This is a genomic window from Bacillus cereus group sp. N6 (genome assembly GCF_016483705.1).
Classification (GTDB): domain Bacteria; phylum Bacillota; class Bacilli; order Bacillales; family Bacillaceae_G; genus Bacillus_A; species Bacillus_A wiedmannii.
This window is the reverse complement of the sequence record NZ_JAEHBI010000008.1, coordinates 135,418-157,150: the sequence shown is the minus strand read 5'-3', so window position 1 is coordinate 157,150 and position 21,733 is coordinate 135,418. Positions and strand designations below refer to the sequence as shown.

The window sequence follows — 21,733 nt, the reverse complement described above, 5'->3', positions numbered from 1 at the left end:
ATGGAAAGCTTGGAAAATAAATAGTCCCACCCCTTTTCATATATGGGTGGGACTGTAAAGTCATGATTGTTTATTTTGAAAAAAATTATAGAAAAGCTGTATACATTTTACGCTCTCAAACGTTGAGTATATAGAAGGGAGAGCAGAATGAGTCATGATACGTTTGAATCGTTATTAATAGAGAAGTCAAAAGCTGTGTTTGGATACTTAATTAAGATTGGAGCAGATAGAAAAGAAGCGGAAGATATTGTGCAAGATACGCTGTATAAAGCTTTATTGCTTATGGAGGAAATACCGTTAGAGCATTTAACACCGTGGCTCTTTAGGGTTGCAATCAATCAACACCGAGATTTATATCGGAAAGAAAAAGGGCTAAATCCCATTGCGATTGAATCTGTTGTTCTTATTGGCCAAAAGTCATTAGATGAAGTGCTTTTAACAAGTGAACTACAAGGCGAGGTACAAGAAATATTGGAGACGATGACGGAGGATTATCGTCATATTTTACTGTTGAAATATGAATATGAACTATCTTATAAGGAAATTGCCATTTTATTAAGTATGAAAGAAGATACAGTAAAAACAAGTTTGTACCGTGCAAGAAATCAATTTAAAAAATTGTATAGGAGGAGAAACGATGAGTCGGAAAGACTTTGATTTGAATATGGATGATAAGCAGATGAAGGTTTTGATGAAGAGAGCGAAGAGGAAGCAGTTTTTTAGAAATTTTGTCATCTCAATCTTTGCATCTACTTTAGTGATTATTGGATCTTTCACTTTAATAATATATTTAAAACAAAAAAACTTTAATGAGATGGAAAGAAGAGTATTTGCAGAGCAAACTGTAAAGGGTCCTAACATAAAATTTTATTCTCACAGAAAATTAAATATGGGTTTAATGAGCGATTCTATTATGTATAGTTCATATAAAAATATTTCGGGTCAACCAGTTAAGTGGATAGATGAAATATATGAATATGATGTGTGGGGATATATGTCAAGAAGTCATAATGGAAATACGCATTTAGAGGAAGAGCGATTTAATGTAGACGCAGCTGAGAAATTGCTGGATTACAATATACAAACGATGCAACGCGAAATGAGGTTTTACTTGCCTTTCATGAAATATATAAATTACGTGAATGATTTAAAACAAATTGGGGATTTGAAAAATAAAGTTGCGGAAGTGGCCCTATCGTTTGATAAAGCGTATACGATGGATGAAATTATGGGAATACTACCAAAAAATGTACAACCAGTTTGGTTTTGGGTTGATACATATGATGAAAAGAAAGCGGATAAATATGTTGGCTTAATAGACTCAACAGGTGCAGTTTTAAATGCGACAATGTCTAATCGTGTTTATGGATTTACGGGAAGTTATGCAAAAAAGGAAGAGGAAATGAAAATGGATTTTGAGAGGAATTCAAAAGAATTTATAGGAGCAATGAAAACATTAGCAGAAGATGAACGACATATGGATAATGCGAAAGATTCGTATAAAGAAATAAAAAACACGAAACCAAAAGACCTACCCATATACGGTGTAGTCGTAACAGGTAAAACAGAGGATTTACAAAGTTTACAAGGAGCACCGTATATTAAGGCTGCTGTTAGAGGTGTAACAGTTGAGAAATATTGATCACAAGAGATTAATGTGAATAATCAGAAAATTTATGTTATAATATGGGAAAAGGAGGTTAATATGAGGCAAATACATGGAGCAATTTATATTTACATAACAATGTTTTTCGTGGCGATATCCTATGGATTAGGGCACGTGTATTCGCATCCTATACTAACTTTTTTAAGCGGAGCATGTATGGCGTTTGCGATTCTTGTCCACCTTTTCTCAGTTTGGATCGTGAAATTTCAATTAAATATTAGTGAAATAGAAGAAGGCACTTTTTGAGTGGCCTTCTTTTTTTAGTAATATTGGCGAAGTCCTTGTAGTAATTTTTCAATTTCGTATTCAGTTTCTTTACATATAGACATTGTACGTAATCTGAAAAATAAGCTACGTAAGAAAGATTTTATATTTCCGTATAGAAATTCGTATGATTCAATATGTAGCGTTGATTTTTGAACTTGTAATTGAGCTGCTAAATCACGAAGGGCTAATATGAGTACTTCTTCCTTTAGACCATTTTGCAGCATTGCGACAATAGGATAAACGAGACGCTCATCTTCTTCGTATTTGTAATAGAGGGAATGAACACAAACTTTGTTTAATAAAGTTTGTAATATTTCTTCGTAATATAAAGTTTCCAGTTTAGGACTATTCACAAGCGCCTCAAATGTATCGGAAGCATGAGCGATACTATGTGCCCAGCCGTGGTCTTGCACATATCCACGGAAATCATGTTCATTGTTCATATATAGAATCAATTGATCTTTTACAGTTAAAATATCATTCTGTGATAAGAAATTATATTTTGTATCGGCATCAATAATGAGCGCAATTAATAATGTTGTAAATGCGCGGGTAAATACAGCATCTTCGTCATCCGAATGAATTTTATACAATAAATATTTTTCACTCATGCTTTCTAATAATAGTTTCTGTAATTGTGTGTGTGAAATGTAGTCCTTTTTGATGAGATGAAAAAAAGTAGAGTAAATAAGTTTGTCTCTTAAATAGCTATCAGTAACACCGATATGCTCAAGCATATTGGAGCTTAAAGAATCAATGTTAAGTGTGTTATCCAATATGTAATTATTATTACGAATTTTTTCTAACTGTTGTTGTAACATATAAACCTCCTGTTTTAGAAAATTCTGTATTTTTATAATATAATAAAAGGAAGAAATAGACAATAAATAAATGCTTTTGAATGGAGGGGCATGATGAAGAGAGCATTAGTCTTTTTTATAAGTATTTTCTTTTTAGGGAGTTGTTCGATTTCGTATGTTACTTTTTCTAGCGAGAGCAAAAGTTGGACGGGGCAATATAAAGGATATATTAAGGACGACAGTGAAGATGGAATGTTTACGTTTCAGTATAAGGGCGGGGATGGGAATACAGAATTTAAAAATTTAGAGATTGCTATTAATGGATCCTTTAGCACAATGACACAAACGTCAGAAAATCATAAAGGAGCAAAGGTTGAAATGAAGTCTTCTTGTGTAAGTTGTGCGCCTCTATCTAAAGATGAACCGATAGAGGTTGTGATTAAATGGGATGATAAGTATGAGGAGAAGATGGTGTTAAATTTGAAATAGTAGAGGAATAAAAAAGGCAGCAATCACGCTGCCTTTTTTATTATTTCACAAATTGTAATTCTTTCGGGAATTTCGTTAAAATTTCTGACCCGTCTTTTGTGATATAAATATCATCTTCAATACGAACGCCACCTACGTTTGGTACGTAAATACCTGGCTCGATTGTGAAGACCATACCTTCTTTTAATGGAGACTCGTTACCAGCTTTTACATCTGGATATTCGTGTACGCTAATTCCAAGTCCGTGACCAAGGCGGTGTGGGAAGAAGTCCCCGTAACCTGCATCTGCGATAACAGAACGAGCAGCGTTGTCGATTGCGCCAAGTGTAACACTTGGTTTACATGCTTCAACTGCTTGTAGTTGTCCAGCAAGTACAGTGTTATAAATGCGAGTTTGTTCTTCAGAAATTTCACCGAATGCCACTGTACGTGTAATGTCAGAGCAATAACCTTCAATGATTACGCCTAAATCAAATAGTACGAAATCGCCGCGTTTCATTTTATTTGCACCTGGAATACCGTGTGGAAGAGCAGAGTTTGCACCTGCTAATACCATCGTATCAAATGACATTTTATGTATGCCTTTTGTTTTTAATTCGTGTTCAATAATTGCTAATACTTCTAGCTCGCTACGATTTTCTTTAATTGCATTTACACCAACTTCAACAGCGTAGTCCGCCATTTTAGCTGCTTCGCGTAAAATAGAAAGTTCTTTTTCATCTTTAATTAAGCGAAGTTCACGAACTTTTTCCTCAGCTGATTTGAAAGCTGCATTTGGGAATAACTTTGTTAATTCTTCGTAGCGCTCTACGTTTAAATGTTCTTTTTCAATTGCAACTGCATTTGCATTGATGCCGCGGTCTTTAATTGCTTTTGCAATCATATCCCATGGTCTGTCAGTATCAGTAAATCCGATAATTTCATGTGCCCAGCCAGCGTTACGCGCTTGACCTTCTTCCATTTTAGGGCAAATTAAAATAGGTTCTTTTTCTTGGAATACAAACATACCAAGAAGTCTTTCGTGTGGTTCGCAGTGGAAGTTTGTCATGTAGAAAACGTTCGGTGTAGAAGTTAAGAACGCAGCTTCTACGTTTTTTTCTTTTAGCCATTGCATTAAATTTTCTAATCTAGCATTCATCGATTGGCACCCCCGAGATATTTAATTACAAATATAACTTTACATCGGAAGAAAGCGTTATGACAAGTAAATAGATGTTAGAAAAGACAGGGAATTGAAAAATCATGTAGAATAAAAAATGAGAATGTGAATAGGGGAGGAATGTAGTAATGAAAGTATCTTATCACGGGCATTCAGTTGTAAAGATTGAAACGAATGGAAAAGTGATTTTAATTGATCCATTTTTAACTGGAAATCCGACAACGGATTTAAAGGCTGAAGATGTCAAAGTAGATGCAATTCTTTTATCGCATGGACATGGTGATCATGTTGGAGATACAGTAGAGCTTGCGAAGAAAAATAATGCAGTTGTTGTGGCACCATTTGAACTAGCGACATTTTTAAGTTGGCAAGGTGTAAATACACATCCGATGCATATTGGTGGTTCGCATGAATTTGACTTCGGAAAAGTGAAGTTTACACAAGCATTCCACCGTTCTAGTTATATTGATGAAGAAAATAAGACGATTACATATACAGGTATGCCAGCAGGTATTTTATTTACAGCAGAAGAGAAAACTGTATACCATGCAGGAGATACCGCTCTATTCTCTGATATGAAATTAATTGGGGAACTGAATAACATTGATATAGCATTTTTACCAATTGGTGATAATTTCACAATGGGGCCAGAAGATGCTGTTTTAGCAGCGAAATGGACTCAGGCGAAAACTGTTGTACCGATGCATTACAATACGTTCCCAGTAATTGAACAAGACCCATATCAATTTGTAGAAAAGCTACAAAATTGTACAGGAAAAGTATTAGAAGCTGGAGAAAGTATTACACTATAGAAAAGAAACCCTTCATTTGAAAAGACAAGTGAAGGGTTTTTACGTGTGTAGGACAGCTTTTAAAGGTTGTACTTGTTTTGATGATTTTTTTCTTTTTGGAAGTGGCTGTTCAGGTGTTTCATTCAATTCCATTGCAACTTTTTTTCCATCTACGAAAGCTAAAAATACAGCACCTACAACTTCTAATAATTTTTTCATCATATATTCGCTCCTTTGTTTCATTTCTTGTCTTCATTGTATATTGAAGCGGCTGGACAAACTATCGAACGAGATGACAATACCATTACATTGTTGTAATAGAAGAAGTAGTATAATGTAAGGCGTATTTTGTTATAAAAAAAATAGTACAGATATATAAAGAGAGAGTGTAACAGTTTTGAAAATATAGTATACTGAAAATACAACACATGAAGAATTTAGGGAAAAGAAAGTATGGTGAAACCATTTGGCTACCAAGCATAACCAAATTTTAGAACATATTAATGGCCTGCCAGTAGGGCATAAAATTTCTGTAAGGCAAATTGCGAAAGATTTGAGTGTAAGTGAAGGGACAGCTTACCGTGCAATTAAAGATGCAGAAAATAAAGGATATGTTAGTACGATTGAACGTGTCGGAACAATTCGAATTGAACAAAAGAAGAAAGAGAATATTGAAAAGCTGACATATGCAGAAGTCGTTAACATTGTCGATGGTCAAGTACTTGGGGGCAGAGAGGGCCTACATAAAACGTTAAATAAATTCGTAATCGGGGCAATGAAATTAGAAGCGATGATGCGCTATACAGAAGCTGGAAACTTACTTATTATCGGTAACCGTACGAACGCACATCAATTAGCGTTAGAAGCCGGAGCTGCGGTATTAATTACGGGCGGATTTGATACGGAAGATCATGTGAAGAAATTAGCAGACGAATTAAAACTGCCGATTATTTCAAGTAGTTACGATACATTTACAGTTGCGACGTTAATTAACCGTGCAATTTACGATCAGCTTATTAAGAAAGAAATTGTCCTCGTTGAAGATATTTTAACGCCAATTGAAGAGACGTTATATTTAAAGCCGAATGATACAGTGCAGCAATGGCATGCGTACAATGAAGAAACGATGCATGGACGTTATCCAATTGTTGATGAAAATAAAAAGGTGTTAGGTATCGTAACTTCAAAAGATATGATTGGTGTCATGAAAGAAACACCAATTGATAAAGTGATGACAAAGCATCCGATTACGGTAAACGGTAAAATGTCTGTCGCAGCTGCAGCACGTATGATGGTGTGGGAAGGTATTGAGTTACTTCCAGTTGTTGATGAAGGAAATAAACTGCAAGGAATTATTAGTCGTCAAGATGTACTTCAGGCGCTGCAAATGATTCAGCGTCAACCACAAGTCGGCGAAACAATCGATGATATTGTAACGAATCAATTTATGACGCCGAAAGAAGCGAAAAATGAACATTTATATCAATTTTCAGTGACGCCGCAAATGACGAATTCAATCGGAACGTTATCTTACGGTGTATTCACAACAATTGTGACGGAAGCAACGAATCGCGTTATTCGTGCGCAAAAGAAGAGTGATTTAATTGTTGAGAACTTAACAATTTATTTCGTAAAACCAGTTCAAATTGACAATGTTGTATCGGTTCATCCGAAAGTATTAGAAATTGGACGTAAATTTGGTAAGGTTGATGTAGAAGTGCATCATGAAGGTAATGTTGTCGGGAAAGCATTACTTATGGTGCAGTTGATCGATAAATAAAAAGATGGAGCAGACCGCTTTGGTTTGTTCCATTTTTTTATTTAAAAGGATAGAAACAAAAATAAATAGCGTATCATTTCATATGTATAATAAAAATACTGAAAAATTCGAAGATGCGGAAATGGCCTAGCGATAAGGAGGAAGTGAATGGGCGGAATCATTTTCTTTTTAGTGGTCGTATGTTTCATCATTATTCATGTTTTAACGCATAGAAGAATGAATGCTATTAAAAAGAGGTTGTATTTTGTAAGTTTGACTCTTGCTAGTATAGGTGCCTTGATTCCTATATCAGGAGAAAATGAGCCGGATTTTCTTTACTTTGGTGTACCAGCTGAAACGTTTGTTTATTATGGTGTGTGGGAATGTTGGTTTAATCCATTAGGTTTTTTCTTTAACTTTATTTTGTTTTATTGGATTTTGAAGCTATTGTTTAAGTTACGTAAGAGTTCGGATAGAGAAGTGAAAAAATAGAAGGATGTGTATGAGTACGGATAGAAAATTGGTTGTTAGTTGATAAGAAAGCTTACGCTACTAATCATTAAGAGATAATAATAGTGTAATTGGATAGGGAAACTACGCTTCACTATATGAACTAGGGGGAGAAGAATGGATTTTCACATTAAAGAGCAGTTATGTAAGCAATATAATTTTAATAGTTTTACGAAAGTTTCATTGTTACATGGGGGAGAAAATCAAACATATATATTAGAATCGGACAAAAATAAATTTGTAGTGAGGCAGTATAGCGAGGGACGTTATACAGCCGAGCAAATAGAAGCTGAAATACATTGGTTAATAGCGATACAAAAACAAATGTTAGTACCAGAAGTAGTTGTCAATAAAAGTGGTGATTTAATCACACCTATTATGAAAGATGAAGGGAATATCCAGTATTTTGTTGTCTTTAGGTTTATAAACGGAAGTGAAATTTTAGAACCAAGGGATAGAGACTATGAAAAACTCGGATCATTAATGCGAAAGTTTCATGAAAAAACAAATGAAGTGCTCAAAAGAGTGCCGCAAACTTGGAGAGGTTATGACAGGCCTATATATAGTGAGCAAAAGATAATCCACGAGCCTTTACAACGATTACTAAATGCTTCATTTCTATCGCATGCGGATAAGCATAAATGCATAAGAATTGCAGAAAGAATACAAGAACTCGCAAATTCAAATCAACTAGGAGAAAAACAATTTGTTCACGGTGATATACATTTTGGTAATGTTCTTGTAGACAAAGAGGATTGGTATTTACTTGATTTTGATGAATGTGGATTTGGGTATAAAGAGTTTGATATTGGTGTTCCGAGATTGCATTTAATTGCTTCGGGACAGTTAGAAGACGTATGGGAGAATTTTATGATGGGATATGGGGAAAGTATTTCAGAACCAGCCATTCGACTTGGGACTGCTTCGAGAATTTTTTATATGGCGGGAAAGATTCCATTAAGGCTTGATATCGAGCCTATTAGAAAAGATCCCGGTGCTTTTATTCGGCGATATGTTCAGTATGCTGAAGAGGAATTATGTGGTGAGACAATTGTATAACTAAAAAACAGAATATTAATTTAATTATAATTTATACTATGTTACAATTGAATTGTAAGGAAATGGATTTTAGGAAGGTGGTATGCAATATGTCATCAGAAGTGCTCTTCTTTGGTGGAATCGCACTATTTTACTTTTTTGTGATGATACCGTTTCAATATTTATATTTACAAGGTTTACATGAAAAAAAGAAACGAACAGGATTATCTCAGCGAGAACTATATGAAAAAATGTCTTTTGAAGAAGAACAATTACATTTTCATGTACAAGGCAACCCCTTTAATATACCTTCTGCTTTTGTTGCATATATGATTTTAAAAGTTAGGGGACGTAAAAAAGCATCACAATATTGATGCTTTTTTATGTTGCTTCAGACAGATTCAGCTTCTTCAACTGCTAATGGTAAGAAATGTTTGTATTGGCGAAATCCATTAAATACACTTGCACTACCAAATAGAACAAATAAAACACCAACGATAATTCGAGCGGTTGAAAGTTCTAAAAAGAATTGGTTTATCCCAAAGAATAAGACGAATGAACCAAGTGCCATTGCGGATTTTCCTGAGAGCCAACCTTTCTCCATTGGGCGGTTTGTACGAAAGTATTTTGTTTTGTAGAAGAGGTACAACATAAATGAGACGATAATACAGAAGACTAATACTGGCATAATGCACGCTCCCATCGCTTTGTGAAAAATAATAGTAGAGAAAAAGAAATATCTAAACTTTCTAACTTTTATTATAAAGCAATTGTTCGCATGTATGAAATACTTTCCGTTATAATGGAGGATAAAGTGAAACTTTAATTAGTGTGAGGATGTTTCTACGCTAATGATTTGCCCGCACCAATCGGGCTTTTACTGCACGTTAAAGTGAAGAAGTTGAGTAAAAAGGAGATTATACATATGCATGAGCAAATTTTAAGAGCAATTAAAGAGTTTGATACAATTATTATTCATCGTCATGTGCGTCCAGATCCAGATGCGTTAGGTTCACAGGGAGGTCTTGGTACAATTCTACAAGAATCGTTTCCAGAGAAAAATATTTATACGGTTGGGTACAATGAACCTTCACTAGAATATTTACGAGTAATGGATGATATTGAAGATAGTGTATATGAAAATGCACTTGTTATCGTATGTGATACTGCGAACCAAGAACGTGTTGACGATCAACGCTATGCAAAAGGGAAGATGTTAATTAAAATTGATCATCATCCGAATGAAGATCCGTACGGAGATATTACGTGGGTAGATACGACAGCAAGTTCTACAAGTGAAATGATTTATGAGTTTTACAGTTATGGAAAAGATAAAGGATTACAGATAACGAAAGAAGCAGCTCGTCTTATTTTAGCGGGTATTGTTGGGGATACAGGTCGTTTCTTATTCCCGAATACAACAGCGAAAACACTTCGTTATGTAAGTGAGCTTGTTGATATGGATGTGAAGTTCACAGATTTATATAATGAAATGTATAAGACGAAAGAAAAGATTGCTCGTTTAAACGGCTATATTTTACAAAACTTTACGATGGTAGAAGAAGGAGCAGCTTACATTAAATTAACGAAAGAAGTGTTAGAAAAGTTTGATGTACTTCCTTCTGAGGCATCCGGTGTTGTTGGAGCACTTGGTAATATTGATGGATTAAAGTCGTGGGTTCTATTTTTAGAGGAAGACGATGTGATTCGTGTTCGTCTTCGTTCAAAAGGACCAGTGATAAATAAATTAGCAATGCAATATAATGGCGGAGGGCATCCGATGGCTTCTGGTGCAAAAGCATCTTCTTGGGAAGAAGCGGATCGTCTTTTTGCTGATTTACGTGAGTTGTGTAGATAAGAAATTATATATGAGAACGAAAAGAAGGAGCGGCGCTAAAGCCCTCCTTCTTTATTTTTCTTTCTCTATCGTAATGCTAATTTCAAGCACTGTATCAAAAGATATCGTATCGACTTTGAAACGGTATAGCCGATCGTAATGTTTGTACGTTTTGTTTTCGATTACCTTTTTGAGTAGGTCTTTATTTTTTGCTATACTTTGAATGTTTTTCGTTAAAAGATGTTGGAGGTCATTATGGATAGACGTAGTCATATTTTCGAGTGTAAGGTTGTCTAAATCGTATTTTTCTCGATTTATAAGTTTTATTTTAATCTCTTGAATAGTTAAGAGGCGTTTATTTTCTGTATTCAATTTTTCTTGATCTTCGAGAAGGACGTGGAGCTTTGCTTCTTGTTTTTCTATAATTTCTCGTTGCTCTGCTATTTTACTAGCTTGTTCTTCTTGAAAAACACCGTATATGTACAAAAAAACAAACCAGCTCAACACGCCTCCAACAGCAGCACCAGCTAAAACTAAATACCATTTTTTTGCTGTATTGGCACTTGGTACTCTCATACATGTTCCTGCGTTAGCCATTTAATAATGGTAAGACCTGTTTGCATACCACCCGTTGCGAAAAAAATAAGGAGAATTTGTTTTACAATATCTTTCATATCTCCGCCAAAGAAACTTCTTTCAAAGCTATAAAAAGTATCAAATGTTCCGCCAATTGCTGCAACGAGTGCCCAGATTCTTAAATTTTGGGCGAATTGATTAATGTAAGTTAGAGTTGGTTTTCCGATAAGAAATGCACCAAATCCACCAATTAATGAACCACCAAGTATAACCCCAAAGGCAATAAAATAACTAATAATAAGCAGAGAGAAAAAAGTATGTTCTCTTACATCCATCGTCATTCCCCTTTCTTCTTCATATATATGGACAAAGTATAAGAAGTATGTTTTGATTTCCGCTTTCCTCATCACCTATAATAAAAGTAGTCAGATTGGTAAAGAGAGGGTACAACAGTGAAGTTTGTGCATTTACAATGTCAAACCGTTTTTAGTTTATTAAAAAGTGCTTGTAAAATTGATGAGCTTGTAGTCAGGGCGAAAGAACTTGGTTTTTCGTCACTCGCTATTACGGACGAAAATGTTATGTATGGCGTTATTCCGTTTTATAAAGCATGTAAGAAACATGGTATACAGCCTATTATCGGCTTAACAGCTTCTATTTTTAGTGAAGAAGAGGAAAAATCTTATCCGCTTGTTTTACTTGCTGAAAATGAAATGGGCTATCAAAATTTATTAAAGATTTCTAGTAGCATTATGACGAAGTCAAAAGAAGGTATTCCGAAAAAGTGGCTTGCCCATTATGCGAAAGGATTAATTGCTATTTCACCAGGTAAAGATGGGGAAATTGAACAATTATTATTAGAAGACAAAGAGAGTCAAGCTGAAGAAGTAGCTCGCATGTATCAAAGTATGTTCGACAATTTTTATATGAGTTTGCAGCATCATGCGATTCAAGATGAACTGCTCCTGCAAGAGAAATTACCTGCATTTATGAGTAGGATAAATGTTCCAGTCGTTGCAACAAACGATGTACGCTACATCAATCAAAGTGACGCACTTGTTCATGAGTGCTTATTATCTGTTGAAAGTGGAACGAAAATGACTGATCCAGATAGACCAAGGTTGAAAACTGATCAATATTATTTAAAATCATCAGATGAAATGGAAGCACTATTTTCTCACGTAGAAGAAGCGATTTATAACACAATAGAAATTGCAGAACGTTGCAGAGTAGAAATACCGTTTCATATAAATCAATTACCGAAATTTCCTGTTCCAGCTAACGAGACGAATGATATGTATTTACGCCGCGTTTGTGAAGAAGGCTTGCAGAAACGATATGGTACGCCGAAAGAAGTACATATAAAGCGTTTGAATCATGAATTAAACGTTATTTCTAGTATGGGGTTTAGTGATTATTTCCTCATTGTGTGGGATTTTATGAAGTATGCGCATGAAAATCATATTTTAACAGGACCAGGACGTGGATCGGCAGCCGGCTCACTCGTTTCTTACGTGTTAGAAATTACAGATATTGATCCGATTGAATACGATCTATTATTTGAAAGATTTTTAAATCCTGAACGTGTGACACTTCCAGATATTGATATCGATTTTCCAGATATAAGACGTGATGAGATGATTCGATATGTGAAAGATAAATATGGTCAGCTGCGTGTTGCACAAATTGTAACGTTCGGGACGCTTGCAGCGAAAGCGGCAATTAGAGATATTGCGCGTGTAATGGGGCTTCCGCCGCGAGACATTGACATATTCTCAAAACTTATCCCATCAAAGCTTGGTATAACGTTAAAAGATGCATATGAGGAATCGCAATCACTCCGTGAGTTTATACAAGGGAATCTGTTACATGAGCGTGTGTTTGAAATTGCAAAACGTGTAGAAGGCTTACCACGTCATACGTCTATTCATGCAGCTGGCGTTATTATGAGCCAAGAGCCGTTAACCGGAAGTGTTGCAATACAAGAAGGGCATAACGATGTGTATGTTACGCAATACCCAGCTGATGCATTAGAAGAACTTGGTTTGTTAAAGATGGATTTTTTAGGATTACGTAATTTAACGTTACTTGAAAATATTATAAAGTTTATCGTGAAAAAGACGGGGAAACAAATTGATTTAAGAAATTTACCACTTCAAGATGAAAAGACATTCCAATTGTTAGGTAGAGGGGATACAACAGGTGTATTCCAGCTTGAATCAGGTGGTATGCGAAATGTACTTCGCGGGTTAAAACCGAATGAATTTGAAGATATTGTCGCTGTTAACTCGTTATATAGACCAGGACCAATGGAACAAATTCCAACCTTTATTGAATCAAAGCACGGAAAAAGAAAAATTGAATATTTACATCCGGATTTAAAGCCGATTTTAGAAAGAACATACGGTGTAATTGTATACCAAGAACAAATTATGCAAATTGCGTCGAAGTTGGCGGGATTCTCGCTCGGAGAAGCAGATTTATTACGCCGTGCAGTGAGTAAAAAAAATCGTGATATTTTAGATCAGGAGCGTAAGCATTTTGTACAAGGCTGTTTACAAAATGGTTATGACGAGACATCCGCAGAGAAAATTTACGATTTAATTGTAAGATTTGCGAATTACGGTTTTAACCGAAGTCACGCTGTAGCCTACAGTATGATTGGATATCAGCTTGCTTACTTAAAAGCGAATTATACGCTGGAATTTATGACAGCATTATTATCAAGTGCAATTGGAAATGAAGATAAGATTGTGCAGTATATACGAGAAACGAAGCGGAAAGGTTTTCACGTTTTGCCGCCGTCTCTTCAGAGAAGTGGTTACAATTTCCAAATAGAAGGTAATGCGATACGTTACAGCTTACTTTCAATTCGAAACATCGGAATGGCTACAGTGACAGCATTACTCGAAGAACGAGAGAAAAAAGTATTTGAAGATTTATTTGAATTTTGTCTTCGCATGCCATCAAAGTTTGTAACAGAGCGAAATTTAGAGGCGTTCGTCTGGTCTGGGTGTTTTGACGATTTTGGTGTTTCGAGAACAAATTTATGGAAAAGCCTTAAAGGAGCGTTAGAGTACGCAAATCTTGCACGTGATTTAGGAGATGCTGTTCCAAAATCAAAATACGTGCAAGGAGAAGAGCTCTCTTTTATTGAACAGTTAAATAAAGAGAAGGAAGCACTAGGTTTTTATTTATCAAGCTATCCGACAGCGCAGTATGTGAAGTTAGCGAAAGAATTAGAAATTCCATCTCTTGCTCAGGCAATGCGACATAAGAAAAAAGTACAAAGAGCTATCGTGTATATAACAAGCGTGAGAGTGATTCGTACGAAAAAGTTGCAAAAGATGGCGTTTATTACATTTTGTGATCAAAACGATGAAATGGAAGCAGTTCTTTTCCCTGAAACATATATACATTTCTCAGATAAGTTACAAGAAGGAGCAATTGTTTTAGTTGACGGCATGATTGAGCTTAGAAATCATAAGTTGCAATGGATTGTAAATGGACTATATCCGTTAGAAGAAATGGATGTGTATGAAGAAAAGAAAGATGCATCTGTTTACGTGAAATTGTCGTCTCAGTATGAGAAAAAGCTTTTAAATCAGGTTACTAAAACATTGTTTGACTATTCAGGTTTTGCGAAAGTACTAATTTATTATGAAAAGGAACATAAAATGGTACAATTGTCTCGAAGTTTATCGATTCATCCAAGTGAAGAATGTTTAGGAGCACTTCGTGAAATTGTCGGGGAAGAAAATGTAGTTGTGAAAATATAATGGACAATTTCCCTACACTTCGATTATTATAGTAGTAGTGTTCGTGGTCAGACCACTTGGAGAAATTGATATCAGCTAGAATAATTTGAGGAGAGTGGATAGTTTGTCAACACTTCGTGAAGAAGCACTTCACATGCATAAAGTGCATCAAGGAAAATTAGAAACTGTATCAAAAGTAAAAGTAGAAAATGCAAAAGATTTAAGTCTTGCATATTCTCCAGGGGTTGCAGAACCTTGTAAGGAAATTTATGACGATAAAAGTAAGGTATATGAATATACGATGAAGGGAAATATGGTAGCAGTTGTGACAGATGGAACGGCTGTACTTGGTCTTGGTAACATTGGACCTGAAGCATCTCTTCCAGTAATGGAAGGTAAAGCTGTATTATTCAAGAGCTTTGCTGGTGTAGATGCATTCCCAATTGCCTTAAATACAAACGATGTAGATAAAATTGTTGAAACTGTAAAATTAATGGAGCCAACTTTTGGCGGCGTTAACTTAGAGGATATCGCAGCACCAAACTGCTTCATTATTGAAGAACGTTTGAAAAAAGAAACAAATATTCCTATCTTCCATGATGATCAACACGGAACAGCTATCGTAACAGTAGCAGGTCTTGTGAACGCGCTAAAATTAGTTGGAAAGAAAATGTCTGACATTAAAGTTGTCGCAAATGGCGCAGGTGCAGCAGGTATTGCAATTATTAAACTTTTATATCGCTATGGTGTACGCGACATTATTATGTGTGACCGTAAAGGCGCAATCTATGATGGTCGTCCTACAGGTATGAATCCGGTGAAGGATGAAGTTGCAAAATATACAAATAAGAATCGTATTGAAGGTTCTTTAGCTGACGTTGTACAAGGTGCGGACGTATTCATTGGTGTATCTGCAGAAGGTGCATTAACAGAAGAGATGGTTCGTACAATGAATGACGATGCAATTATTTTTGCAATGGCGAATCCAGTTCCAGAAATTATGCCAGAATTGGCAAAAGCAGCGGGCGCAGCTGTTGTTGGAACGGGTCGTTCTGACTTCGCGAACCAAGTAAATAATGTACTAGCGTTCCCTGGTATTTTCCGTGGTGCACTTGACGTACATGCGACACAAATTAACGAAGAAATGAAGATGGCGGCTGTACAGGCTATTGCTGAGCTTGTAGCAGAAGATGAGTTGAATGCAGACTATATCATTCCGGCACCGTTTGACGCGCGTGTAGCGCCTCAAGTGGCAGCTTACGTTGCGAAAGCTGCGATGGAGACAGGAGTAGCTCGCCGTCAAGTAGATCCAAATGAGATTGCTGAGAAAACAAAACAATTAGCGCTGATTGGTAAAGAATAAGCGAGGAATTTCCATTGACATCATCAAATACAAAAGTATATCTCGAAATTGTAAAAAAAATCCGTTCCATTATGGAAGAAGATGGATTGGTGGCGGGGGATCGTTTGCCGTCTGAGCGTGAGTTAAGTTCACGTTTAAACGTAGGGCGTTCCTCTGTAAGAGAAGCATTGCGTGCTTTAGAACTGGTAGGATTGATTGAAACGAGACGTGGTGAAGGGACGTTTATTCGAAACTTTTACGATAACGGTCTTGTACAATTGATTGCGCCGTTCTTGCTGCAAGATGAGAAAACAATTCGTGATTTATTACAAACAAAACGATTGCTTGAGAAAGATATGATTCGAATTGTATGTAATTTGCCGAAAGAAACGTTTTCTAAAGTGCTAAGAAAATTAAATCAAGTGCTTGAAGAAAATGAAAACTCGATTCCAATGCTTCATCAAACGTTCTTTAAAACACTCATTGAACAAGTCGATAATTATTTACTCTATCGCATTTGGATGATCGTAAATGATTACGTATCAACTCTTTCTTGTGAAGTTTCAGGAGATTCTATCGATATGTATAGAAAGCTTTATGCTACTTTGGAAGAAAAACAAGAAAATGATGCACTAAAAATTTACGATGAATTAGTAGAGAATATACAGTTTCACTCGTAATGTATAAAATTTGTCGAAATGACCATGACACGTTATGACAAACATTCTATCGCGTAGCGGTTAAAGTTAAACGTAAAGAGTGAGGTTATTAGACAGATTGAGAAGATAAGGCTAACATCAAACTTTGGTGTTAGCCCAATTTTCTTCTTGCGCTAACCTTAGCTCTCAATGAAGGGGGTCAAATTGTGCTAAGAGATTTATTCGTGAAAAAGAAAAAGTACGCTGCAATACCTTCAGAACAAGTACGAAAAGATGTACCAGATGGCGTTATGACAAAATGTCCGAAATGTAAAAAAATCATGTATACGAAAGAGCTTCTAAAAAATTTAAAAGTATGTGTGAATTGTGGATATCATCATCCTATGAATGCATGGGAACGTCTTGATAGTATATTGGACGAAGGGTCATTCCGTGAGTATGACAAAGAAATGGTTTCATTAAATCCACTCGAGTTTCCAGGATACGAAGAGAAACTAGAGAGCGATCGTAAGAAGACTAAATTGAACGAAGCGGTTGTAACTGGTGAAGGAACAATTGATGACATGCTTGTTGTTGTTGCAGTAATGGATTCTCGTTTTCGAATGGGCAGCATGGGCTCTGTTGTAGGAGAGAAAATTGCCCGTGCAGTTGAAAAAGCATACGACTTACAAGTTCCATTTATTATCTTTACTGCGTCGGGTGGTGCCCGTATGCAAGAAGGGATATTAAGTTTAATGCAAATGGCAAAAACAAGCGTAGCTTTGAAAAAGCATAGTAATGCAGGAGGGTTATTTATTTCTGTTATGACTCACCCAACGACGGGCGGGGTTTCAGCGAGTTTCGCTTCACTTGGTGATTACAATCTTGCAGAGCCAGGTGCACTTATCGGATTTGCTGGTAGACGTGTAATTGAACAAACAGTGCGTGAAAAACTACCGGAAGATTTCCAAACGGCAGAATTTTTATTAGAGCACGGTCAATTAGATGCGGTTGTGCATCGTGATGATATGAGAGAATCACTCCGTAAGATTTTAGAAGTTCATCAAGGAGGGGAAATGGCTGTATGGCAGAGCTAGAATTTGAGAAACCAGTTGTTGAGCTAAGAAATAAGATTCGTGAACTGAAAGACTATACGAAAAACAGCCAGATGGACTTCGGTGAGGAGATTCGTATTTTGGAAGACAAGCTAGAAAAATTAGAGGAAGATATATACGGCAATATGAAAGTATGGGACCGTGTTCAAATTGCTCGTCATGCAGAACGACCGACAACGCTCGATTATATTGAGCACTTATTTACTAATTTTTTTGAATGTCATGGAGATCGCCTATTTGGCGACGATGCAGCGATTGTCGGCGGCATTGCGAAATATAAGGGGATGCCTGTAACTGTAATTGGGCACCAACGCGGAAAAGATACGAAAGAAAATATTCGTCGTAATTTTGGGATGCCTCATCCAGAAGGATATCGAAAAGCACTGCGTCTAATGAAACAAGCGGAAAAGTTTAATCGTCCTATTATTTGTTTCATCGATACGAAGGGAGCTTATCCTGGTAAAGCAGCTGAAGAACGTGGACAAAGTGAGGCGATTGCCCGTAATTTATTTGAAATGGCGGGTTTAATGGTACCTGTTATTTGTATTGTTATCGGTGAAGGTGGTAGTGGTGGTGCGTTAGGTCTTGGAGTAGGAGATTACATTCATATGCTGGAAAATTCCACGTATTCTGTTATTACACCAGAGGGTGCGGCGGCAATTCTTTGGAAAGACGCTGGTAAAGCAAAAGAAGCTGCAGAAGCGATGAAAATTACAGCATTAGATTTGAAAGAATTAGGTGTAATTGACGAAATTATTCCAGAGGCAAAAGGTGGAGCACATCGTAACATTTTAAAACAATCAGAAAATATAGATTTAATGCTTAAGAAAACTTTTGAACAATTAATCGGAATTTCGAAAGATGAATTAATCGAAAAACGTTATGAAAAATATATGAAAATTGGGCAAGTTTCGTTTTCAAACGCTTCCATTGGGATAAAATAATAAAAGCGTGCGTTCCTCTTCGCGAATGCACGTTTTTATTATGAAAAGACACATCTTCTCCATTGTGTTTTTATATTTTTTCGTGTTATTTTATTATAAGGCAAATAATCTTTATGAGGTGAGTACAAATGAAACGTATTGGTGTATTAACAAGTGGTGGAGATTCACCTGGTATGAATGCTGCCATTCGTGCAGTTGTTCGTAAAGCGATTTTCCATGATATTGAAGTATATGGTATTTACCATGGATACGCGGGTTTAATTTCTGGTCATATTGAAAAATTAGAACTTGGTTCTGTTGGCGATATTATCCACCGTGGTGGTACGAAATTATATACAGCAAGATGTCCTGAGTTTAAAGATCCAGAAGTACGACTAAAAGGTATCGAGCAATTAAAGAAACACGGTATCGAAGGACTTGTTGTTATTGGTGGAGATGGCTCTTACCAAGGTGCTAAAAAATTAACTGAACAAGGATTCCCATGTGTTGGTGTACCAGGTACAATCGACAATGATATTCCTGGAACAGACTTCACAATTGGTTTCGATACAGCTTTAAATACTGTTATTGATGCAATTGATAAAATTCGTGACACAGCTACATCTCATGAACGTACATATGTTATCGAAGTAATGGGACGTCATGCTGGAGATATCGCATTATGGGCTGGTTTAGCTGATGGTGCCGAAACAATCTTAATTCCAGAAGAAGAGTATGACATGGAAGATGTTATTGCTCGTCTGAAGCGTGGTAGTGAACGTGGTAAAAAACATAGTATTATCATTGTGGCTGAAGGTGTTGGAAGTGCAATTGACATCGGTAAGCACATTGAAGAAGCAACAAACTTTGATACTCGTGTAACTGTATTAGGTCACGTACAACGTGGTGGATCACCAAGTGCACAAGACCGTGTATTAGCAAGTCGTCTTGGCGCAAGAGCGGTTGAATTATTAATTGCTGGTAGAGGTGGACGTTGTGTAGGTATTCAAGATAATAAACTTGTTGATCATGATATTATCGAAGCGTTAGCTCAAAAGCATACAATCGATAAAGATATGTATCAATTATCTAAAGAATTATCCATCTAATCGGCTTAATGTCGGATATTTGGGAACGGTTTCATAATTTTCGGAGGTGCAATATGCGTAAAACTAAAATTGTATGTACTATAGGTCCTGCTAGTGAAAGTATTGAGAAATTAGAACAATTAATCGAAGCGGGTATGAACGTTGCTCGTTTAAACTTCTCTCATGGTAGCCATGAAGAGCACGGCGCTCGTATTAAAAACATTCGTGAAGCTTCAAAGAAAACTGGTAAAACAGTTGGTATCTTACTTGATACAAAAGGTCCAGAAATCCGTACTCACGACTTCGTAGACGGACAAGCTGAGCTTGTAACAGGTGCAGAAGTAGTTCTTTCTACTGAGCAAGTATTAGGTACTGCAGAGAAGTTCTCTGTATCTTATGCTGGTCTTTATGACGATGTAGACCCAGGTTCTCGTATTCTAATCGATGACGGTCTTATCGAACTAGAAGTAATCGAAAAAGCTGACGGAAACATCCGTACAAAAGTTTTAAACAGCGGAACTGTAAAAAATAAAAAAGGTGTTAACGTACCAAACGTAAGCATTAAGCTTCCTGGTATCACTGAAAAAGACGTAAAAGATATCGTCTTCGGTATCGAGCAAAAAGTTGATTTCATCGCAGCTTCATTCGTACGTAAAGCATCTGACGTATTAGAAATCCGTGAATTATTAGAAGGGCATAACGCTCAATACATCCAAATCGTACCAAAAATCGAAAACCAAGAGGGTATCGATAACATCGATTCAATCTTAGAAGTTTCTGACGGTTTAATGGTAGCTCGTGGTGATATGGGTGTAGAAATTCCACCAGAAGAAGTACCATTAGTACAAAAACGTCTAATTAAAAAATGTAACGTGTTAGGTAAACCGGTTATTACTGCGACACAAATGTTAGATTCTATGCAACGTAACCCACGTCCAACTCGTGCGGAAGCAAGTGACGTAGCTAACGCAATCTTCGATGGTACAGATGCAATCATGCTTTCAGGTGAAACAGCTGCTGGTCAATACCCAGTAGAAGCAGTAACAATGATGGCTAACATTGCAGTACGTGTTGAAAAATCATTACAATATGAAGATATGTTCAAAAAAAGTATTAAAGAGTTCACTCCAACAATTACAGATGCAATTAGCCAATCTGTTGCGCATACAGCACTTGCTCTTGATGTAGCTGCAATCGTAGCTCCAACAGAAAGTGGACATACTGCGAAAATGATCTCTAAATACCGTCCGAAATCTCCAATCGTAGCTGTAACATCTGACGAGCAAGTAGGACGTCGTCTTGCACTTGTTTGGGGTGTACAAGCATTTATGGCTGGAAAACGTGCAGCGTCTACTGACGAAATGTTAGATACTGCAATTCAAACAGGTATGGATGCAGGTCTAATTGGACTTGGAGACACTGTAGTAATCACTGCTGGTGTTCCAGTTGCTGAAACTGGTACAACAAACTTAATGAAAATCCATGTTGTTGGTGAAGAAGTTGCGAAAGGACAAGGAATCGGTCGTAAAGCTGCAAAAGGTAAAGTAGTTGTAGCGAAAACAGCTGCTGAAGCTGTAGCGAACGTAAACAAAGGTGATATCCTTGTTACAACAAGCACTGATAAAGATATGATTCCTGCAATCGAAAAAGCTGCTGCTCTAGTTGTAGAAGAAGGCGGTCTAACAAGCCATGCGGCTGTTGTAGGTGTATCAATCGGTATTCCTGTTATCGTTGGTGTAAACGGCGTAACAGCAACTTTAAAAAATGGCCAAGAAGTAACAGTTGATGCAGCACGCGGAATTGTTTATAATGGACATGCGGAAGTGCTATAAGTAATACGAAGAGAAGGATCGGAGTCCTTCTCTTTTTTTTTTTTACACAAAAACGAGGTGGAATCAGCTTGAAACGCCTGGAATTACGTTTAAAAGCCGTTTGTTATGAGGTTCAATAGGGAAAGGTGTTTAGTTTCTGTGTAGC

At 36.5% G+C, this 21,733-nt stretch carries 23 protein-coding genes; 17 read left to right on the top strand and 6 right to left on the bottom strand.

Features of this window, described 5'->3' with window-relative positions; translation table 11 throughout:
• Positions 1-147: 147 nt before the first annotated feature.
• The 3 genes from JDS99_RS09440 to JDS99_RS09430 all read left to right on the top strand — a co-directional run bounded on the left by JDS99_RS09440 (position 148) and on the right by JDS99_RS09430 (position 1,912).
• Positions 148-657 (top strand): RNA polymerase sigma factor, encoded by a 510-nt coding sequence (locus JDS99_RS09440; protein ID WP_199694973.1) that lies wholly within the window; start codon positions 148-150, stop codon positions 655-657.
• On the top strand, positions 638-1,642 hold the full coding sequence (locus tag JDS99_RS09435; RefSeq protein WP_199694972.1) for an anti sigma factor C-terminal domain-containing protein: 1,005 nt from the start codon (positions 638-640) through the stop codon (positions 1,640-1,642). Before JDS99_RS09440 ends, JDS99_RS09435 begins: the two co-directional genes overlap by 20 nt.
• A 63-nt stretch (positions 1,643-1,705) precedes the next feature.
• A complete protein-coding gene (locus JDS99_RS09430; protein ID WP_001248904.1) occupies positions 1,706-1,912 on the top strand; it encodes a hypothetical protein in 207 nt (68 codons plus the stop codon).
• Between the two features lie 14 nt (positions 1,913-1,926).
• Here the strand turns inward: JDS99_RS09430 and JDS99_RS09425 are convergent, their stop codons facing one another.
• Positions 1,927-2,754 carry a DUF2785 domain-containing protein gene (locus JDS99_RS09425; protein ID WP_097907915.1) on the bottom strand — a complete coding sequence of 276 codons (828 nt, stop codon included), beginning with the start codon at positions 2,752-2,754 and terminating at the stop codon, positions 1,927-1,929.
• A 90-nt stretch (positions 2,755-2,844) separates the two neighbouring features.
• On the opposite strand from JDS99_RS09425, the gene JDS99_RS09420 reads away from it, so the two are divergent.
• A complete protein-coding gene (locus tag JDS99_RS09420; RefSeq protein ID WP_097907916.1) occupies positions 2,845-3,222 on the top strand; it encodes a hypothetical protein in 378 nt (125 codons plus the stop codon).
• Between the two features lie 40 nt (positions 3,223-3,262).
• Here JDS99_RS09420 and pepQ read toward each other — a convergent pair whose 3' ends face one another.
• Positions 3,263-4,360: a Xaa-Pro dipeptidase gene (gene pepQ, locus JDS99_RS09415; protein WP_199694971.1), complete on the bottom strand. Its 1,098-nt coding sequence runs from the start codon at positions 4,358-4,360 to the stop codon at positions 3,263-3,265.
• A gap of 149 nt (positions 4,361-4,509) precedes the next feature.
• On the opposite strand from pepQ, the gene JDS99_RS09410 reads away from it, so the two are divergent.
• Entirely contained in the window at positions 4,510-5,193 is a 684-nt protein-coding gene (locus JDS99_RS09410; protein WP_199694970.1) for a metal-dependent hydrolase, read from the top strand.
• A 39-nt stretch (positions 5,194-5,232) separates the two neighbouring features.
• On the opposite strand, the gene JDS99_RS09405 is transcribed toward JDS99_RS09410, so the two are convergent.
• Entirely contained in the window at positions 5,233-5,394 is a 162-nt protein-coding gene (locus JDS99_RS09405; protein WP_060486545.1) for a hypothetical protein, read from the bottom strand.
• 244 nt (positions 5,395-5,638) lie between these two features.
• Here JDS99_RS09405 and JDS99_RS09400 point away from each other — a divergent pair, with 244 nt between their 5' ends.
• The 4 genes from JDS99_RS09400 (at position 5,639) to JDS99_RS09385 (ending at position 8,853) form a co-directional block, all read left to right on the top strand.
• On the top strand, positions 5,639-6,952 hold the full coding sequence (locus JDS99_RS09400) for a CBS domain-containing protein (RefSeq protein ID WP_097906622.1): 1,314 nt from the start codon (positions 5,639-5,641) through the stop codon (positions 6,950-6,952).
• Between the two features lie 147 nt (positions 6,953-7,099).
• Entirely contained in the window at positions 7,100-7,423 is a 324-nt protein-coding gene (locus JDS99_RS09395) for a hypothetical protein (RefSeq protein ID WP_088064555.1), read from the top strand.
• A 135-nt stretch (positions 7,424-7,558) separates the two neighbouring features.
• The gene (locus JDS99_RS09390; protein WP_097906621.1) at positions 7,559-8,500 is read left to right on the top strand and encodes a phosphotransferase enzyme family protein; all 942 of its coding nucleotides are present in this window, start codon (positions 7,559-7,561) and stop codon (positions 8,498-8,500) included.
• A gap of 89 nt (positions 8,501-8,589) precedes the next feature.
• Positions 8,590-8,853: a DUF3949 domain-containing protein gene (locus tag JDS99_RS09385; protein WP_141555556.1), complete on the top strand. Its 264-nt coding sequence runs from the start codon at positions 8,590-8,592 to the stop codon at positions 8,851-8,853.
• Positions 8,854-8,870: 17 nt separating this feature from the next.
• On the opposite strand, the gene JDS99_RS09380 is transcribed toward JDS99_RS09385, so the two are convergent.
• Positions 8,871-9,167: a YtpI family protein gene (locus tag JDS99_RS09380; protein ID WP_001144772.1), complete on the bottom strand. Its 297-nt coding sequence runs from the start codon at positions 9,165-9,167 to the stop codon at positions 8,871-8,873.
• A gap of 237 nt (positions 9,168-9,404) precedes the next feature.
• On the opposite strand from JDS99_RS09380, the gene JDS99_RS09375 reads away from it, so the two are divergent.
• Positions 9,405-10,337: a DHH family phosphoesterase gene (locus tag JDS99_RS09375; protein ID WP_087985387.1), complete on the top strand. Its 933-nt coding sequence runs from the start codon at positions 9,405-9,407 to the stop codon at positions 10,335-10,337.
• A gap of 51 nt (positions 10,338-10,388) precedes the next feature.
• On the opposite strand, the gene ytrI is transcribed toward JDS99_RS09375, so the two are convergent.
• Complete coding sequence (gene ytrI, locus JDS99_RS09370) at positions 10,389-10,892, bottom strand: sporulation membrane protein YtrI (protein WP_046958744.1); 504 nt, start codon at positions 10,890-10,892, stop codon at positions 10,389-10,391.
• Positions 10,889-11,302: a sporulation membrane protein YtrH gene (gene ytrH / locus JDS99_RS09365; RefSeq protein ID WP_073516695.1), complete on the bottom strand. Its 414-nt coding sequence runs from the start codon at positions 11,300-11,302 to the stop codon at positions 10,889-10,891. The genes ytrI and ytrH overlap by 4 nt, the downstream gene beginning before the upstream one ends.
• Before the next feature lie 42 nt (positions 11,303-11,344).
• On the opposite strand from ytrH, the gene dnaE reads away from it, so the two are divergent.
• From dnaE to pyk, 7 genes are all read left to right on the top strand, one after another.
• Positions 11,345-14,671 carry a DNA polymerase III subunit alpha gene (gene dnaE / locus JDS99_RS09360; RefSeq protein WP_199694969.1) on the top strand — a complete coding sequence of 1,109 codons (3,327 nt, stop codon included), beginning with the start codon at positions 11,345-11,347 and terminating at the stop codon, positions 14,669-14,671.
• A 133-nt stretch (positions 14,672-14,804) separates the two neighbouring features.
• Positions 14,805-16,013, top strand: coding sequence for an NADP-dependent malic enzyme (ystJ, locus tag JDS99_RS09355; protein ID WP_161796084.1), 1,209 nt, complete (start codon positions 14,805-14,807; stop codon positions 16,011-16,013).
• A 14-nt stretch (positions 16,014-16,027) separates the two neighbouring features.
• Entirely contained in the window at positions 16,028-16,672 is a 645-nt protein-coding gene (locus JDS99_RS09350) for a FadR/GntR family transcriptional regulator (protein ID WP_000204434.1), read from the top strand.
• A 185-nt stretch (positions 16,673-16,857) separates the two neighbouring features.
• Positions 16,858-17,727 (top strand): acetyl-CoA carboxylase, carboxyltransferase subunit beta, encoded by an 870-nt coding sequence (gene accD / locus JDS99_RS09345; protein ID WP_000942866.1) that lies wholly within the window; start codon positions 16,858-16,860, stop codon positions 17,725-17,727.
• Complete coding sequence (gene accA, locus JDS99_RS09340; RefSeq protein ID WP_199694968.1) at positions 17,715-18,689, top strand: acetyl-CoA carboxylase carboxyl transferase subunit alpha; 975 nt, start codon at positions 17,715-17,717, stop codon at positions 18,687-18,689. The genes accD and accA overlap by 13 nt, the downstream gene beginning before the upstream one ends.
• Positions 18,690-18,817: 128 nt before the next feature.
• Complete coding sequence (pfkA, locus tag JDS99_RS09335; RefSeq protein ID WP_000821162.1) at positions 18,818-19,777, top strand: 6-phosphofructokinase; 960 nt, start codon at positions 18,818-18,820, stop codon at positions 19,775-19,777.
• Positions 19,778-19,830: 53 nt separating this feature from the next.
• Positions 19,831-21,588, top strand: coding sequence for a pyruvate kinase (gene pyk / locus JDS99_RS09330; protein ID WP_199694967.1), 1,758 nt, complete (start codon positions 19,831-19,833; stop codon positions 21,586-21,588).
• The last annotated feature ends 145 nt before the right edge of the window (positions 21,589-21,733 follow it).

Coding starts and splice junctions, on each gene's coding strand:
- JDS99_RS09440 (WP_199694973.1), top strand. CDS start 148: ATGAGTCATGATACGTTTGAATCGTTATTAATAGAGAAGTCAAAAGCT.
- JDS99_RS09435 (WP_199694972.1), top strand. CDS start 638: ATGAGTCGGAAAGACTTTGATTTGAATATGGATGATAAGCAGATGAAG.
- JDS99_RS09430 (WP_001248904.1), top strand. CDS start 1,706: ATGAGGCAAATACATGGAGCAATTTATATTTACATAACAATGTTTTTC.
- JDS99_RS09425 (WP_097907915.1), bottom strand. CDS start 2,754: ATGTTACAACAACAGTTAGAAAAAATTCGTAATAATAATTACATATTG.
- JDS99_RS09420 (WP_097907916.1), top strand. CDS start 2,845: ATGATGAAGAGAGCATTAGTCTTTTTTATAAGTATTTTCTTTTTAGGG.
- pepQ (WP_199694971.1), bottom strand. CDS start 4,360: ATGAATGCTAGATTAGAAAATTTAATGCAATGGCTAAAAGAAAAAAAC.
- JDS99_RS09410 (WP_199694970.1), top strand. CDS start 4,510: ATGAAAGTATCTTATCACGGGCATTCAGTTGTAAAGATTGAAACGAAT.
- JDS99_RS09405 (WP_060486545.1), bottom strand. CDS start 5,394: ATGATGAAAAAATTATTAGAAGTTGTAGGTGCTGTATTTTTAGCTTTC.
- JDS99_RS09395 (WP_088064555.1), top strand. CDS start 7,100: ATGGGCGGAATCATTTTCTTTTTAGTGGTCGTATGTTTCATCATTATT.
- JDS99_RS09390 (WP_097906621.1), top strand. CDS start 7,559: ATGGATTTTCACATTAAAGAGCAGTTATGTAAGCAATATAATTTTAAT.
- JDS99_RS09385 (WP_141555556.1), top strand. CDS start 8,590: ATGTCATCAGAAGTGCTCTTCTTTGGTGGAATCGCACTATTTTACTTT.
- JDS99_RS09380 (WP_001144772.1), bottom strand. CDS start 9,167: ATGCCAGTATTAGTCTTCTGTATTATCGTCTCATTTATGTTGTACCTC.
- JDS99_RS09375 (WP_087985387.1), top strand. CDS start 9,405: ATGCATGAGCAAATTTTAAGAGCAATTAAAGAGTTTGATACAATTATT.
- ytrI (WP_046958744.1), bottom strand. CDS start 10,892: ATGAGAGTACCAAGTGCCAATACAGCAAAAAAATGGTATTTAGTTTTA.
- ystJ (WP_161796084.1), top strand. CDS start 14,805: ATGCATAAAGTGCATCAAGGAAAATTAGAAACTGTATCAAAAGTAAAA.
- accA (WP_199694968.1), top strand. CDS start 17,715: ATGGCAGAGCTAGAATTTGAGAAACCAGTTGTTGAGCTAAGAAATAAG.
- pfkA (WP_000821162.1), top strand. CDS start 18,818: ATGAAACGTATTGGTGTATTAACAAGTGGTGGAGATTCACCTGGTATG.
- pyk (WP_199694967.1), top strand. CDS start 19,831: ATGCGTAAAACTAAAATTGTATGTACTATAGGTCCTGCTAGTGAAAGT.